Origin of the sequence: Micromonospora sp. NPDC020750, assembly GCF_044334565.1 — a bacterium.
Classification (GTDB): domain Bacteria; phylum Actinomycetota; class Actinomycetes; order Mycobacteriales; family Micromonosporaceae; genus Micromonospora.
On the sequence record NZ_JBIRTH010000009.1, the window covers coordinates 78,856 to 95,219 of the forward strand.

9 protein-coding genes are annotated in these 16,364 nt (G+C 71.5%); all 9 read right to left on the reverse strand.

Going from position 1 to position 16,364, the window contains the following annotated elements; genetic code table 11:
- Positions 1 to 17: 17 nt before the first annotated feature.
- Entirely contained in the window at positions 18 to 6,221 is a 6,204-nt protein-coding gene (locus ACH4T9_RS25455; protein WP_396673864.1) for an RHS repeat-associated core domain-containing protein, read from the reverse strand.
- Between the two features lie 378 nt (positions 6,222 to 6,599).
- The gene (locus tag ACH4T9_RS25460; protein ID WP_396673865.1) at positions 6,600 to 8,480 is read right to left on the reverse strand and encodes a glycerophosphodiester phosphodiesterase family protein; all 1,881 of its coding nucleotides are present in this window, start codon (positions 8,478 to 8,480) and stop codon (positions 6,600 to 6,602) included.
- Positions 8,481 to 8,610: 130 nt separating this feature from the next.
- A complete protein-coding gene (locus tag ACH4T9_RS25465) occupies positions 8,611 to 9,453 on the reverse strand; it encodes a shikimate dehydrogenase (protein WP_396673866.1) in 843 nt (280 codons plus the stop codon).
- On the reverse strand, positions 9,453 to 10,655 hold the full coding sequence (mltG, locus tag ACH4T9_RS25470; RefSeq protein ID WP_396673867.1) for an endolytic transglycosylase MltG: 1,203 nt from the start codon (positions 10,653 to 10,655) through the stop codon (positions 9,453 to 9,455). Before mltG ends, ACH4T9_RS25465 begins: the two co-directional genes overlap by 1 nt.
- Positions 10,652 to 11,113, reverse strand: a complete 462-nt coding sequence (ruvX, locus tag ACH4T9_RS25475; protein WP_396673868.1) for a Holliday junction resolvase RuvX — start codon at positions 11,111 to 11,113, stop codon at positions 10,652 to 10,654. Before ruvX ends, mltG begins: the two co-directional genes overlap by 4 nt.
- 73 nt (positions 11,114 to 11,186) lie before the next feature.
- The gene (alaS, locus tag ACH4T9_RS25480) at positions 11,187 to 13,865 is read right to left on the reverse strand and encodes an alanine--tRNA ligase (protein WP_396673869.1); all 2,679 of its coding nucleotides are present in this window, start codon (positions 13,863 to 13,865) and stop codon (positions 11,187 to 11,189) included.
- Positions 13,862 to 14,167 carry a hypothetical protein gene (locus ACH4T9_RS25485; protein ID WP_396673870.1) on the reverse strand — a complete coding sequence of 102 codons (306 nt, stop codon included), beginning with the start codon at positions 14,165 to 14,167 and terminating at the stop codon, positions 13,862 to 13,864. Before ACH4T9_RS25485 ends, alaS begins: the two co-directional genes overlap by 4 nt.
- A gap of 28 nt (positions 14,168 to 14,195) precedes the next feature.
- A complete protein-coding gene (locus ACH4T9_RS25490) occupies positions 14,196 to 14,657 on the reverse strand; it encodes a DUF948 domain-containing protein (protein WP_161691421.1) in 462 nt (153 codons plus the stop codon).
- A 149-nt stretch (positions 14,658 to 14,806) separates the two neighbouring features.
- Complete coding sequence (locus ACH4T9_RS25495) at positions 14,807 to 15,424, reverse strand: hypothetical protein (RefSeq protein WP_396674065.1); 618 nt, start codon at positions 15,422 to 15,424, stop codon at positions 14,807 to 14,809.
- Positions 15,425 to 16,364 lie beyond the last annotated feature (940 nt).

A 16,364-nucleotide genomic window follows, 5' to 3' on the forward strand; every position in this document is an offset into this window, starting at 1 on the left:
GAGGAGAGCAGCGACTGTCATGAGTTGCACTGCCACCCCAGCGGCCAGCCATAGGAGTAGGGGGTGGCGTAGGAACTGGTACCACCGCCCACCCACCAGCGCCAGTAGATCTTGGTATAGATGATCCGGCCCTTGAGCGTCCCCCGCACCTTGATCCCCCGCTCCTTCTTGCAGCGCACCTGGTACTCGGTCGGGCCGATCGCACCGATCATCGCGCCGACGATCGCTCCACCGACGGCACACCATGGTCCACACAGGAAGCCCAGCAGTGCGCCGATCGCCGCTCCGATTGCGGGATTGCCGTAACCAAGCATCCGCATTGTGGTGTTGTGGGTGAGGCTGCACCGGATGTTCACCGTCTTGCCCACCTTGGTGTTTTTGATCTTGTAATAGGGCATGTACTTCGGAAAGGTATTCGACCAGCTATCGGTGAAGTGCTGGCTCGACCAGCTGTCACGACAGGTGTTGGCCGCCATGCCGGATGCATCGGTGCAGCCGTTGGGGTCCCCACCGCAGTATTCGTAGGCGTTGAGGTTGCCACCGACGATCGGGTCGACCGACGAGAACCGACCGGTGGCCGGGTTGTAGAGCCGGGCACCCATCAGGATCGAGCCGCTAGGGGTGTCGGCCGCCCGCTGCGCGGACCCGAGCCAGCCATATCGAGGTTGATCGACAGCGCTGGCGTTGCGTGGCTGACCGTACTCCAGGTACTCCCTCGTGTAGTCCAGACCCACGCCGCTCGACGACACGCCCGCCACGACGTCCCCGTGCAGGTTCACCAGGGACCAGGTGACTCCGGTGCCCGTGGTGAAGATCCCGGCGAGGCCGAGCAGCCCCCCGATGGGACGAGTGACGACGCCTCCCCCCTCGTCCGTCCAGACGGGCGAGTCGTCGTCGGACGAGTAGTGGTGGCGCCTGGTGACACTCGGACCACCGGACGTCATCGTGACCCACGAACGGACCCGGTTGTTGACGACGTCGAGGGTGTAGGTGGCCGAGCGGCCGTCCTGCGAGATCGACCGAACGATGTCGTTCGCGTGGTAGGTCATCGTCGCCGCACCGCCGCCGGCAATGGCCGAATCCGTCCCGGGCTGCGTCAGGGCGCGCCCGAGCGCGTCGTACGTGTAGCCCGCATCGCTTGTCCGGTCGGCGTTGTCGAACGTCCAAGCCCGCTCCGTGGCCGGGGTCGTCGTCTGGCAGCCACCGACTCCCGGCGCGTAGGACGCCAATCCCGTACGGTTCGCGCCGGCGTCGAAGTTGTACCTCCGCGTCGTGCACTCTCCTTCGAGAGTGTCGGACACGTCGGAGAAGCGACCGGCCTGGTCGTACGCGAACTGCTGGGTGCTCAAGCTGGTCGCCCTGGCGGCCCACTGCCCGTTCGCCGACAGCGTGATGTTCTCTTCGAAGAGGACGCAGGAGGGCTGGCCGCATCCCGGCTTGACGTACTGCGTGCCGGTCGCCACTCCGATCTCGTTGAGAGTGACGGTGGTCTGCACGCCGTTGGGCATCGTCTGGGTCACGATGTTGCCGTCGACGTCGTAGACCGCCTGGAACGTCCCCGCCTGGGAGTCCTGCAAGGTGGTGGGCAGGCCACGCCGCTCGCTACCACCGTCGTAGGTCAGGGTCTGGGTGGCCACCGGGTCACCGACCGACGTCACCGCGCCGGCCAGCCCGAAACTTGTCACGGTCTGATTACCGTCGGTGTCGGTGTAGCTGGTCTGCCGGCCGAGGCTGTCGTAACCGCGGATCACCTCCGCGACGACCGCGCCGCCACCATCGACGCTCTGCGTCCGGGTCAGGACGCCGCTCGCCGGATCGTAGACGTTGCGGCTCTTGTTGACCGGGGTCCCCGGACCGGACACCAGCAACTCGGATGGCCTGCCCGCGTTGTCGTACCAGCTGGTGTTCGTTCGATGAACCCCGGTGCTGTTCTTCTCGGTGACGACCCGCTGCTGACCGTAGAAGTTGTAGGTCGTGACCATGGCCATCAACTCGGGCCCGCTGTCCGCCGCGCCTCCCGCGTGGGTACGGCACAACTGGCCCGCCCATTCGGCCCGCCCCCCGCACTCGGGATAGCTGGCGTTGGCCGCGGTGCTGTAGTAGACGGAGACCCGCGTGGCCGGCGTCGTGTCGGCGTCGCCACCGGCAGGCTGGGTGCTGCTGACCACCGCACCCGAGGCGTCGTACGTGGTACGAGTCACCAGATCGAGACCCCCCGGGTCGACGACCGTCTTGATGGCCTGCTTCAGGGTCCAGTCGTACGCCGTCGTGGTGGTACGGACGTCTTCGTCGACCGTCTGCCCACCGACCACGTAACTGACCGAGTCCCGCTCTGTGGTGGGCAGCCCAGGAGCCTCGCCACCCGCCGGCGCACCCTCGTCGTACGTGAAGCGGGTGTGCGCGCGTCCCCGCACCACCGTTCCGGACGACAGCATCACGTCATGCTCGGGTCCGAAGGTCTCCAGGACCTTGTCCCCGTCGTCGGAGTACACGGTGGACTCGGCGAGCCTGGCGGCGATCTGCGCCTCCACGGTGGCACTGTCACCGCTGGACGCGTCCAGCGCCCGCTTGCGGTTGCCGGCAGTCAGCTCACGAGCGACATTGCCGGACCCGTCGTACCAGATGGTGCTGGTGTGACCGCCCGGTTCGATCGTGTTGACCGTCCTCGCGTTGGCGTCCAGATACGTGACCGAGGCCCTCTCATACGAGCTCGGCAGGGTGCCGGCAGCCGGGTCCCCGGTCGGCACCTGGGCTGCCGGGAAGATCGCCGTGGCATCGGTCGGCGGCTCCGTCTGGCCCCACCGCTCGGTCTGCGCGACGGAGAGGTCGTACGGCGCCCCGCTGCCCGAGGTCGGCACCCCGTACACCACCGTCTCCACTGCCGTACCGGCGGTGAGCGCGGACCGGGTGACCTTGTGCAGCCGGCCCTTGCCCGGATCGCTGGGCAGGGTGGTGTAGGAGAACTGCCACGGCAACTGCCCCGGCGGGGTCAGCGAAACGAGGATCCCGTCGCCGTTGTAGTAGTAGACGGTCCGCAGTTGCTGAGTGCCGCCGCTGGTGTAGTCGAGGCGGGGGTCGGAAGAGGTCCGCAGCCGGCCACCGTTGTCGTAGGAATAGCGGGCCAGCACGACGGTCCGCATCGCCGGGGTCGTCAGGTCCGGATCCCAGGCGGTGTAGGAGATCTGCTTCACCCGGCCGGTGTAGTCGCCCCAGGTGCCGTCGGCCAGGCCGGTGGCGGTCGTGGCCGTGGCGTAGGTGAAGGTCAGCGCGCGGCAACCCTTGACCAGCGTCGTGCAGGTGACGCCCGCCGGGACCGGGGCCAGCATCCGGGTCGGCCGCATGATCTCGCTCGATCCGACGGTGGCCTTCTCCCACGAGTACGTCGTGGTGTTGCCCGACCCCGGCGCGATGGCAGCCGTCGGGATGTAGACGTTGGCCGGGTCGGTCGAGGTCCGGGTGAAGGTGACCACGTTGCCCGAGCCGTCGGCGAGGGTGAAGGTGCTGGTCGCCGAGGCAAAGGTCAGTTTGTAGGACTCCGCACCGACCTGGGGCTCATAGTTCACACCGGCGCCGTCGACCTTGGTGAAGCCGATCGTGGAGTCGTCCGGCAGCTTGACCTGCACGAGGCTTCCGTACGTGGTCAACCGGGTGTAGGGCGCCTCCGCGGCCTGCACGACCAGGCCGGAGACCCAGCCGGGCCCGAAGAGCGGGTCCAGACCGCCCGGCTGCCGGCTGTTGACGGTCCGCGAGATGCCGAGCCCGGAGATCGCCACGTCGGTGGCGGAGATCTGATGGTTGCCGGTGACCAGGTTGACCGCGCCGGGCCCGACCTGTCCCTTCTCGGCCGAGGCGAGGTTCCGGTCGAACCGGAACTTCACGTTGTCGGCCGGCGCCCCGTTGCTGCTCAGGTTGAAGTAGGCCCGCACCTGCACCGGCCCGTCCCGCGGAATGCTCGCCCCGTCGACCGAGGCGAGGGTGGCGGCCACATCCCAGTTCAGCTTGGGGGCCACGCCGGAGGTGAGGGCGACTGGCCAGGTCACCGCCCCGCCGCCGACGGCGTACGTGACGTGGGCGGTGGGGATGGCGACCCAGGCGTCGGAGCCGGCCCGCCGCCACTGGTAGGTGGCGTTGGCGAAGGACGGCGCGGCGGTCGAGCCGAGCACGACCTTCGCCCCGCTGACGTCGCCCACCTTCGGCGAGGTCACCGCGCCGGTGCCCACCTTGAACGGGTAGCTGCGCACGTCGGTCACGTTGTTGGCCGAGTCGCGGGTACGCGCCCAGATGTTGTGCCAGCCCGGGGTCAGCGGGGTGATGCTGACCGTCGCGTTGGCCCCCGGCGTGGCGGTGTTGACGACCTTGTTCAGGGTCTGCACGTCGAGGCTGTACTCGTAGGCCGCCGCGTCGGCGATGCCGTTGGCCTCGAAGGTGAAGCTGCCGGCGACGTTCGCGTCACCGCCCCACTGGTTCTCCGGGTAGGTGGTGGAGCTGATGACGGGCGGGCTGCCGATCGACGTGTCGACGGTGAACTCGCAGAACGCCGACCAGGTCCCGTTGACCGTGCCGTCGTTGCCGCGCACCCGCCACTTGTACGAGGTGTTGTGGGTGAACGTCGCGGCCGGGACGGTGGTGCTGAACGTCGAGCCCGACGCCGCGGTGCCGGTGATCGCGCTGCCCAGCTTGGTGGTGCCGGTCAGCGTCCACCACTCGAACTCGGCGGTGACCGTGGACCCCTCGGCGTCGGAGAGGACCGACTTCAGCTGCGGGGTCGCGGTGTTCACCTTCGGCCGGGACGCGCCGGTCGCGCAGGCGGTGGCCGGCACCGTCGAGCGGGTGCCGACGGTCGGGTACGAGTTGTAGTTCACCACCGCGTACGGCACCTGGCTGTTGTCGGCCGCGTTGCGGGAGCGGAACTGCTTGAAGCTGTCGGGGCTGGCCTCGTTGGTGCCCCGCACGCCCATGTAGGCGGTGGACTGGTTGGCGGTGGCGGCCCGCTGGAAGAACGTCGTGCCGCTGATGCTCACCCAGCCGTCGGCGCAGGCCGTGCCGCCCTTGGTCTGGGTGGAGGTGGCCTCCTGCTGCGCCCAGGTCGGCTGGGTGCCCCAGCGGGTCGCCGAGGAGGCGGCGCCGGTGGACCAGATCTCCCAGGAGGTGGCGGTGCAGGTGTTCGACCAGAAGTTCCAGAAGTTCACCGTCGCCGAGGTGATCTGCTTGCCCCGCAGCGCGGAGACGCCCCAGTGCACGAAGGACCGGGCCTTGGTGTTCGGCGTGCCGGCCAGCAGGCCGAGTTGGAGGTCGTTCGCCCCGCCCCGGTCGACGTTGTCGCCCTCCTTCACGTACGTGTCGAACGTCGTGTAGAGGGGGTTGACCTGCGGATCGATGGTCACCGGGTACTGGGTGGCCGGGTCCTTCAGCCACGCCAGGTCCGGGCTCAGCCGCATGGTCAGGCCGCTGGCCTGGCCCGACCGCGTGGTGGGCCGCTCGGACTTTGCCGACACGACCGCCCGCCGGGTCGGTTCCTCGGTTCCCGGGTTCCGTCGGGCGTCCCACATCTCCGGCGCCGGCACGGCCGCGATCGGCCGGCCCTTGGCGTCCTTGAGCAGCAGCCCACCGGAGCTGTCCTGGCTGAACGAGGAGAGTCCCTTGCCGGTCAGCGGGAACGCCAGCGTCGGGAGCCGGTCCACCGCTTGGCGGTTCTTCACGGTCAGGAACTGCGAGAAGCCGGTCCGGGTGGCCTCGACCACCAGGTCGATGCCGGCGGCCACCTCCGGATAGGTGGCCCGGTTGCCGGCGAGCACCGGTGCGGGCAGGGCTCCGGCCCAGCCCATGCTCAGCCGGCCGTCGCCGGCGCCGACCGCGGCCAGTTCCCCGCCGGCCTCGCGGGCACCGGAGATCCGCAGGTCCAGCGGGTGTGCCTGGGCGCGGACCGAGCCGTCGGCGGCGGGCTGGAGGGTGAGGTCGACCGGTACCCACCGGTTGTCGCGCCGGATCCGCACCGGGCTGGCGTGGACGGTCGCCTCCACCTGCCCGTTCGGGTGGGCGACGTACTCGGCGGTCTCGGTGGTCATGCCGGTGATCCGGACCCGCTGGCCGGTCAGCCGCGCGGTGACCAGCGCGGCCATCTCGTCGGGGCGGTCCAGCACCCGGTCCGGTGCCTTCGCCGGTGCGGCCTCTGCCCGGCGGTCGGGCACGTCGGTCAGGGTGACCGCGAGCACCGCGGCCATGCCGGCGAGGGTGAAACGACCCAGTCCTGTTCTGCTGAGTCTGGCGACTTGGACGATTGACGCGAATCTTGCACGCGCAGGAGCCACTGACGGCCCTCCCCTGGGGTCGACTGGGCATTGAGTGAGGGGAACGCTACGTTTCGTCAGGAATCCAGGTCAATCAATACTTTGAGCGACTGTCGGGCCGCCCACAAAAGGCCAGGTCAGCCGTCCGTGGAAGTTCCACCGATCACGAACAGCAACGGGCTGAGCTGGGTAAATAAGAGCTGATCGATCGACTTGAAAGCCAAATAGGCCGATTGATCGCATCCCGTCCGGGAACCCTGCGAAAGGGGCGGTGCGGGCCGCCGCCCGTGACGGCCCGCACCGTGGAGGGGATCAGCGCTCGGCGAGCGTACGTGCGTCGGCGGCGATCACCCGGGCCACGCCGGCGGGCAGGAGCTTGCCGGCCTGCCGGTCGGCGTACCGGGCCAGCTCGGTGTACCGGGCATTGACCAGATGGTTGGTGAGCACGGTGAGGGCCTGCTCCTGGGCGCCGGAGGTGAGCACCAGGTGCCCGAGGCCGGCCGGGGTGACCACGACGGTGAAGGTGATCTCGGCGGTCGCGGTGCCCCTGGGACCGCTCGCCTCCGCGCGGAGCCGGTGCTTTCCGGGTGCCAGCCGGGTCAGGTTGAGCGGCTGACCCACCGGGACCGATTGGCCGTCGAGGGTGACGGTCACGGCGTCGGCGTCGGTGGCCGGCACGGTGAGCACGGGCCGCTGCGCCCGGTCCAGCTTCGCGCCGTCCGCCGGGGCGACGATCGAGGCGGTCGGCGCGGCGGCGCCGAGCTGGCCGGCCGCGCTCCAGCCGGCCAGTTCCGCCGGCCGGTTGGTGATGATGCCGTCGGTGCCGATCCGCTCCAGCTGCTGCCACTGGGCCGGCGAGTCGACCGTCCAGGCCATTACCGCGACACCCACGGCGTGCAGCTCGGCGACCACGGCGGGCCGGGCCAGCAGCGCCGCCCCGGTCGGGTTGTACGCGGTCAGGCCCAGCTCCCGGGAGACGGCGACCGGATCGGCGTCCAGGCCGCTCCGCAGCAGGCCGAGCGGCAGCTCGGGGGCGAGTTCGCGGGTGTGCCGCAGCGCGTCGACCTCGAAGCTCTGCACGAAGACCCGGCCGGTCATCCGCTCGGCGCGGATCACCTCGACGATCCGGGCCACCTCGTCGCGGGTGTGCGCGCCCTTGATCTCCAGCAGCAGGTTGCCGCCCCGGGTGCGCAGGTCGGCGAGCTGCTCGGCCAGCGTCGGCAGCCGGGCTCCGGCGTACTGCGGGGCGAACCAGGAGCCGGCGTCGAGGGCCTTGAGCTGCTCGGCGGTGAGGCTCCGGATCGTGCCCGTGCCGTCGGTGGTGCGGTCGACGGTGCCGTCGTGCAGCACGAACGGCACCCCGTCGCGGCTCGGCTGGACGTCGTTCTCGATGAAGTCCGCGCCGGCCCGGCGGGCGATCTCCTGCGCGACGAGGGTGTTCTCCGGGGCGGCGGCGGACGCCCCCCGGTGCGCGATCACGGTCAGCGGAGCGCCGGCCGGGCGCAGGTAGCCGTTGGGCGGCAGCTCGGTGACCCGCACGTCGTCGAAGGAGACGGTGCCGCCGTTGACGACGAGCGCCTGCCCGCCGTCGGTGGACCGGGTCAGGCTGCTGGTGCGCAGCAGCTGCCGACCGTCGAGGAACCAGCGGGCCTGATTGCCGTGCACCTCCACGGCGACCTTCATGTCCCGCCCGGTGCCGGCGGCGTATCCGGCTGAGCCGGTATCGGTGACGTTCCAGGCGTTGGCGGTGGTGAGCTGGGCGAACTCCAGGCCGTTGGCGGCCGTGGTGCCGCTGCGCATCGTGGCGATCCACCAGGGGTTGCTGCCGTCGGCGGGCACGTCCAGGCCGAGCGACGCCCACCGGGTCGCCTCGGTGACGGACTCGAACCGGACGGTCGCGGAGAACCGGAAGTCGGTCAGGTGCCGGCCGAAGGTGATCTTCTTCGTGCCGCTGGTGGCGGTGCCGCGCAGCCGGCCGTCGCGCACCGTCCACTCGCCGTCGATCGCACGCCAGCCAGCGGGCAGCGTACCGGAGGAGAAGTCCTCGGCGACGACGACGTCGCCGGGCTTCGCGGCGGCGGGGGTGGAGGTCTGGACGGCGGCGGACACGCCGGCGGTCATGGCGAGCGCCGCGAGGGCGGCGACGGCCCGTCGCGGGCGTCGCCGTCCAGCGGGGCGGGAGATCGTCAACATGTCGGGGACGCTAGGTACCGCACCGGAACGGGCGGTGTCGTCGTCGTCGACCCGCAACCGAACCGCGGATGTACAACAGATGATCTTGCTGGTCGCCGAGCGCCGGCTCGACCGGGCTGGCGGGACCGGGCTACCGGACCGGGCGGATCTCGATCCCGACCTCGGCGGAGAGCGCGGCGGCCATGGCCGCCACCGGGGCGCGGGCACCGGTGAAGTGCTCGAACTGGCCGACCGCCTGGGCGACCAGCAGATCGAGACCGGACACGACCCGACACCCGGCGGCCCCGGCCGAGGCTGCGAGGGGGGTCGGCCAGGGGTCGTACAGCGCGTCGAAGTAGACCGCGCCGGGCGTCCAGGGGGCGTCGGCGGCGAGGGGGTCGGTGACGCCCTTCGGCACGGTGGAGACCACCACGTCGGCGTCGGTGTGGCGCAGGGCGTCGGCCCAGTCTGCGCCGGTCAGCCGCAGGCCGAGCGCGTCGGCGGCCGGGCGCAGCTCGTCGATCGCCGAGGCTCGTCGGGCCACCACGGTCACGGTGCCCGAGCCGAGGCGGGCGGCGGCGGCCAGGGCGGCCCGGGCGGTGCCGCCCGCGCCGAGCACGGTCACCCGGGCGCCGGGTCGCACGTCGGCCGCCGCCAGCAGCTCGGCCATCCCGGCGGCGTCGGTGTTGTCCGCGTACCAGGAGCCGTCGGGCCGGTGGACCAGGGTGTTCGCCGCGCCCATCGCGGCGGCGACCGGCGACACCTCGGCCGCGAGGGCGAGGGTCGCCTCCTTGCACGGCATGGTCACCGACAGCCCGGCCCACTCGGGGCCGAGGCCGGCGACCATGGCCGGCAGCTCCGCCTCCGCGCACTCGATCGTCGTGTACGACCACCCGGCGAGGCCGGCGGCGGCGTAGCCGGCGTTGTGGATCACCGGGGAGAGGGAGTGGCTGATCGGCTTGCCGACCACCGCCGCCCGCCGAGGCGTGGTCATCAGATGATCCCGGCCTCCTTGGCCTTCGCCTCGTTCTTCAGGTGTTGCTCGTACGTGTTGGCGAACTCGGAGTGGCCCTCCTTGTCGATCGCCACGAAGTAGAGCCACTTGCCGGCCGGCGGGTCCATCGCCCCCTCCAGGGCCTGCTGGCCCGGGTTGTTGATCGGCGTGGGGATCATCCCGCGCAGCTTGCGGTTGTACGGGTTCTTCTTGTTGTCCAGCTCGGCCGGGGTCATGTCCTTCGACCGCTTGCCCTCCTCGCCGATCGACTCGAAGTAGTAGTTGACCGTGACGTCCATCTCCAGGCAGTTGCACGGGAACTCGCCGTACACCCGGTTGTAGGCCACCCGGGCGACCTTGCCGAGGTCGTCCTTGTTGCCCGCCTCGGCCTGGGCCAGCGACGCGACGATCAGCGCCTCGTACGGGCTGATGCCGCCGCGCTCCTCCTTGACCCGGTCGACGAACTTCATCTCCCCGGTGACGGCGAGGAAGTTCTCCACCATCAGGGTGAGGATGCTCTCGGCGGTGGCCTTCGGCGGGATCTCGTACGTGTCCGGGTAGAGGAAGCCCTCGATCGACTTCTTGACCGGTTTGCCGTCGGTGCGCTTGAACCACGAGTCCGGCACGCCGAGCGCCTTCGGGTCCTTCGCGGCGGCCTCGAACTCCTTGACCGGGATCTCGGTCTTCTCCGACAGCAGCTTGTAGACGCGCTTGGCGGTCGTGCCCTCGGGGATGGTGAGCCCGTTGACGACCTTGTTCTTGAGGTCCAACAGCATGACCAGGGCCCGCTCGCCGCTCATCTGCTTGCGCACCTTGTAGGTGCCGGGCTGGATGTTCTTGCTGCGCGAGTTCGCCTCGGCGGCCTCGATGAACGCCTTGGCGCTCTTGACCACCCCGGCGGTGTAGAGCGCGCTGGCCATGTCGGCGATCAGCGCGCCCTGCTTGATCTCGACGGTCACCTCGCCGGTGCCGGACCCGTCGTAGTCGGGGGTGACGAAGTAGCCCTGGATCCGGTCGAAGCCGTAGAAGGCCCCCCCGCCGATGACCCCGAGCAGCACGAAGGCCATGAGCAGGGCTAGGACGGTCTTGCCGCGGCCACCGCCCGACTCGCCGTTGCGCTTGCGCACGTAGCTGCGCCGGTGCTTGCCCTTGTCACCACCCCGCTCCGAGTCGTCGAACCCGAGGTCCAGATCGTCGATCATCGCGTCCGCCTCCGCTGCGCTTCCAGCCAGCTCTGCAGGATCTCGACCGCGGCGGCCTGGTCGACCACCGCACGTTGGCGCTTTCCCCGGACGCCACGCTCGGCAAGCCTACGAGAAGCCACCACGGTCGACATCCTCTCGTCAGTGAGCGTTACCGGAACGGGGGCTATTACCTCAGCCAACCGGTCAGCGTACGCCTTAACATTCTGCGCCGCCGGGCCGTGCTTACCGGCGAGATTGACCGGAAGGCCGACGACCACCTCGACGCACTCGTGCTCCGCGATCAGCCCCACCAGCTCGGCCATGTCGCGGGGCACGGCGTCCTCGGCGCTGGCCAGGTCCCGGGCGAGTGTCACCAGCGGGGTGGCCAGCACCCCGTGCGGATCCGAGCGGGCCACCCCGACCCGGACCTGCCCGACGTCCACCCCCAGGCGGACTCCCTGCCACGATTCGGTCATCAGTCCTTCACCTTGCCCTGGCGCGAGTCAGGGCGAACCGGGATGGTCCGCCCTGACTCGACGTGCGATGCGCTCACGCGTCGGCGATCGCCTTCTCGACGGTGGCGAGCAGCTTCGGCGCCTCGGTGGCCGGCAGGCCGCCGCCCTGGGCGAGGTCGTCGCTGCCGCCGCCCCGACCGGAGAAGGCTGCCTTGACCAGGTCCTTCGCGGCCAGTCCCCGGCTCCGTGCGGCGGCGTTCACGGCCACCACCAGGGACGCCTTGCCGTTCGAACGCGCCGCCACGGCCACCACAGCCGGCCGCGCCGGGTCGATCCTGCCCCGGATCTCCTGGGCCAGGGTCCGCACGTCGTTGCCGGCCGCGCCCTCGGGCGCCTCGGTGCCGACGTACGCCACCCCGTGGACGTCCTTCGCCTGCCCGGCCAGGGCCGCCGCGCCGCCGAGCACGAGCTGGGCGCGCAGCTTCTCCAGTTCCTTCTCCGCGTCGCGGAGCTGGGTGACGGTCTGCTCCACCCGGTCGGCGACCTGGTCGCCCGGCACCCGGAACAGCTCGGCGAGCCGGGAGACCAGCAGGTGCTCACGGGCCAGGAAACCGAAGGCGTCCATGCCCACCAGGGCCTCGATCCGCCGCACCCCGGAGCCGACCGACGCCTCGGAGAGGATCTTGACCAGGCCGAGCTGCGCCGAGCGGGCCACATGGGTTCCGCCGCACAGCTCGCGGGCGTAGTCGCCGACCTCGACGACGCGCACCCGCTCGCCGTACTTCTCGCCGAACAGCGCCATCGCGCCGATCCGGCGGGCCTCCTCCTGGGTGGTGATGAAGGCGTGCACCTCCAGGTCGGCCAGGAGCACCTCGTTGACCTGCTGCTCCACGTCGTGCAGCACGCTGGGCGCCACCCCCGTCGGGGTGTTGAAGTCGAACCGCAGCCGGCCCGGGGCGTTCAGCGAACCGGCCTGGGTGGCCGACTCGCCGAGGAAGTTGCGCATCGTCTGGTGCACCAGGTGGGTGGCGGTGTGCGAACGGGAGATCGCCCGCCGCCGGGTCACGTCGATCTCGGCGTACCCGGTCTCGCCGGCGCGCACCTCGCCCCGGATCACCCGGGCCCGGTGCACGATCAGGCCCGGCACCGGCTGCTGCACGTCGAAGACCTCGACCTGCCCGCCGCCGACGGTGATCAGGCCCTGGTCGGGCTGCTGACCGCCGCCCTCGGCGTAGAACGGGGTGGTGTCGAGCACCAGCTCGACCGTGTCGCCCTCGACCGCCGCGCCGACCTCGCCGCCGCCGGCCAGCACCGCGCGGACCCGGGACTCCCGGTTCAGCTCGGTGTAACCGGTGAACTCCACCGGCCCGCCCGCGTCCAGCACCGACCGGTACGCCGACACGTCGGTGTGCCCGGTCTTGCGCGCCCGCGCGTCGGCCTTGGCCCGGTTGCGCTGGTCGGCCATCAACCGGCGGAAGCCCTCGGCGTCCACCGTCAGGCCCTGCTCGGCCGCGATCTCCAGGGTCAGGTCGATCGGGAAGCCGTAGGTGTCGTGCAGTTGGAACGCCTTGTCGCCCGTCAGCGCCGCCTTCCCCGCCGACCTGGTCTCGGCGATCGCCGTGTCCAGGATCGTGGTGCCGGCGCGCAGCGTGGAGAGGAAGGCGTCCTCCTCGGCGTACGCGTACTGGGAGATCCGGTCGAACTCGGCCGCCAGCTCCGGGTACGACGGAGCCATGCAGTCCCGGGCCACCGGCAGCAGCTCGGGCAGCGCCCGGTCCTGGTAGCCCAGCAGCCGCACCGACCGGATCGCGCGGCGCACGATCCGGCGCAGCACGTAGCCGCGCCCCTCGTTGCTCGGGGTGACCCCGTCGCCGATCAGCATCAGCGCCGTGCGGACGTGGTCGGCGATCACCCGCAGCCGCACGTCGTCGGGGTGTGACTCGCTGGCCACCTGGCCGGAGTGCGCGCCGTACCGCTTGCCGGTCAGCTCGGCGGCCCGGTCCAGGATCGGCCGCACCTCGTCGATCTCGTAGAGGTTGTCGACGCCCTGGAGGATGGAGGCCATCCGCTCCAGGCCCATGCCGGTGTCGATGTTGTTCGCCGGCAACTCACCGACGATCCGGAAGTGCTCCTTGCTGGTGATGTCGGCGATCTCGTACTGCATGAAGACGAGGTTCCAGAACTCCATGTACCGGTCCTCGTCGACCTCCGGCCCGCCCTCACGCCCGTACTCCGGGCCCCGGTCGTAGAACATCTCGGAGCTCGGCCCGGCCGGACCGGGAATCCCCATCGACCAGAAGTTGTCCGTCCTGCCCCGGCGGACGATCCGCTCGGCCGGCACCCCGACGGAGCGCCAGATCCGGAACGCCTCGTCGTCGTCGAGGTAGACCGTCGGCCAGACGCGCTCCGGATCCAGCCCGTAGCCGCCCTGCGCGACCGGCTTGGTGACCAGGTCCCAGGCGAGCGGGATCGCCCCGTCCTTGAAGTAGTCACCGAAGGAGAAGTTGCCGTTCATCTGGAAGAACGTGCCGTGCCGGCTGGTCTTGCCGACCTCGTCGATGTCCGGGGTGCGGAGGCACTTCTGCACGCTGACCGCCCGCCGGTACGGCGGGGCCTGCTGCCCTAGGAAATAAGGGACGAACTGCACCATGCCGGCGTTGACGAACAGCAGGTTCGGGTCGCTGATGGCGGGCAGCGGAGCGGACGGCACCACGGCATGGCCGTTCGCCTCGAAGTACCCGAGGTACCGCCGCTTGATCTCCGCCGTCCTCATCGCTGGCGATCCTCCGGAAAGATCTCCCGGTCGCCGATACGCGGGTCCTCCCGCAGCTCGGCGAACTGATCGTCGAACGCCTCGCCCCGGGCGAAGGCCTCGTGGATCTCCTGCTCCCGCTCGGCCATCCCGATCCGGACGTCCTCCACGAAGCCACGCAGCGACTCCACCAGACCGCCAGCGGATTGGGACAGGCCTCCGGCGATGCCGGCCGGCGTGTACGCCTGCGCGGTACGGGTCGCCTTACGGACCACCACCACGCCGACAGCCAGCCCGATGCCCAGCCAGAACAGGCGCCTCATGATTTCATCCCTCCGTCGCCGGCCGGCTTCAGCCGTTGCCGCGCTTGGCCGCGCGACGCTGCTGCTTGATGGTGTCGCGTACGTCACGCTCGGTCTCGGCGTTGCGTCGGGCGGAAGCGGCCCGTCGCACGCCGTAGCCGAACGCGGCCACCTTCACCAGCGGGTTCGCCGCGGCGGCGGAGACCACGGTGGCCAGGTTCGCCACGTTCGCCGTCACGTTCTGGGCGTGGGTGGTCATGGTGTCCACCTTGGCCAGTTGAAGGTTTACCCCGTCCAGCGAGGTCTGCACCTGCTCCAGCGCGGTGTTCACGTTCTTCACCGTGGTGTTGACGTCCCCGAGCAGCGGCGCGGTGCGGTCATTGAGATCGTTGATCATCCGGGTCGTGGCGTCCACGGTGTGCCGCAGGCGCAGGATCGGCACCGCCAGCACGAGCACCAGCATCAGGAACGCGCCGGCCGCGATCAGCGCAGCGATCTGTCCACCATCCACGCATGTCCTCCTCAAGCAGAGTTCCAGGACCCGACGTCCCGGAACGCGCGACCGTCATACCCGCACCGGCGCTCGACGACCCTCGCCGGGTCAGCGGGAGCAGGCGGGCCTGCCAGCCCCAGACCCTACCGTCAGTTATGAAACCCGGCTCACGACGGTGAGGGTGTCGGCTCGCCGAGCGGATCCTCGCTCAGGGTCGGGAAGGGATCCTCACCGGTGAGTGACGGGTCGGTGCTCGGCTGCGGCCGGGTCCGCTCGTCGTCGATCGCGTTGCGGACCTTCACCGACACCAACGAGCCGGTGCACTCCCGCGCTGCGGGCGAGGCCTGCGGCGTCGGCGCGGGTTCGCCGTCGACCGGCGGCGGGACGCAGGTCGGCTCGCGCACCCACAGGTCGAGGGTCAGCTCGTCGCGGCGCCAGCACGTGTACACGCCCTTCGCCTGCTGCTCCGGGCAGCGGCTCACCTTCCATGCCCGCCAGCCGTCCCCGGTCAGGGCTCGCTCGTACGCCTGCGTGGTCTCCTTCACCGGTCGCTCGGAGGAGACGGTGCGCTCGCGCAGCCGGCACTCCTCCAGGCACCAGCGGCTGCCGCTGACGTTGTCGACGCTCTCCGTGGCCGCCCAGCCGGGCACGTCCAGCTCGTCCAGGGTGTCGAAGACCGGGTCGTGGCTCAGCGCCCGGAGGCCGAAGTAGAGCGGGATCGCGCCGAGCAGCACCAGGCTGACCAGTGCGAGCACGCCCATCCGGAGCCGGCGGCGCTCCCGCATCCGCCGGCGCAGCTCCGAGCGGGCACCGCGCAGGCCGCCGGGGCCGGCGGTGGCGTCCCCAGCAGGGTCGTCGGGGCCGTCGGGCCGTAGCGTCACCCCGCCCGCGGTCTGCCCGGCGGGCTCCGGCCCGGGTCGGTCGGCGGGGGCGTCGGCGCGAGGCACCACCACGGTGGCCCGGGCGACTGCGGGTGGCTGCTCGGGCCGGGCCGGGGACGGGCCGGCGGCGGGCTCGCCGCGACCCGGCTCGTGCTGTGGCGGGGCGGCCCGACCGGCCACCCGGTCCTCCGGCCCGCCGTCGGGCCGGCCGGCAGGGGCCGCCACCCGGGCCACGGGGGGACGGACGGCGGGGTTGGCGGGAGCGCCGGGCGGGGTCGCCCGGCCGGGCGGAGCGCCGGGCGGGGTCGCCCGGCCTGCGGGGACGCCTGGTCGGCCCCCTGCCTCCGGCGGAGTTCCCGGGGCGGACTCGACACCCGGGCGCGGACCGGCAGCGCCGGGCCGGACACCCGGCCGGACGCCGGGGGCCGTACCAGGGGCGGGGCCGACACCAGGGGCGGGGCCTGCACCAGGGGCGGGGGCGGCACCAGGGCGCGGGACGAGCCCGGTCGGGCCGGCCGACGACCGGGGGTCCTCGGGGACGGCCCGGCCCGGGTGCGGCGCGTCGGCGGGCGCGCCGGGGCGGGCGGTGCCCCGCGCCGGACCCGACGGTCGGAGCTGGCCGGTCCCGGGGTCGCGGGGCCCACCGACCTCGCCGGTGCCCGGCTCGCCCGGGATCCGTTCCCGGGGCGGCCGGGCCTCACCGGCGACGCGGTCGTGCGGCGGCCGGATCTCGCCCGTACCCGGCTCCCGGGGCGGCCCGACCTCGCCGGGGCGGGGAGCCGCCGGCGGGCGGGGCGGGGCGGCGGCCCGGGCGGTGGCGGGCGGGCCGGATTCCCCCGGCCCG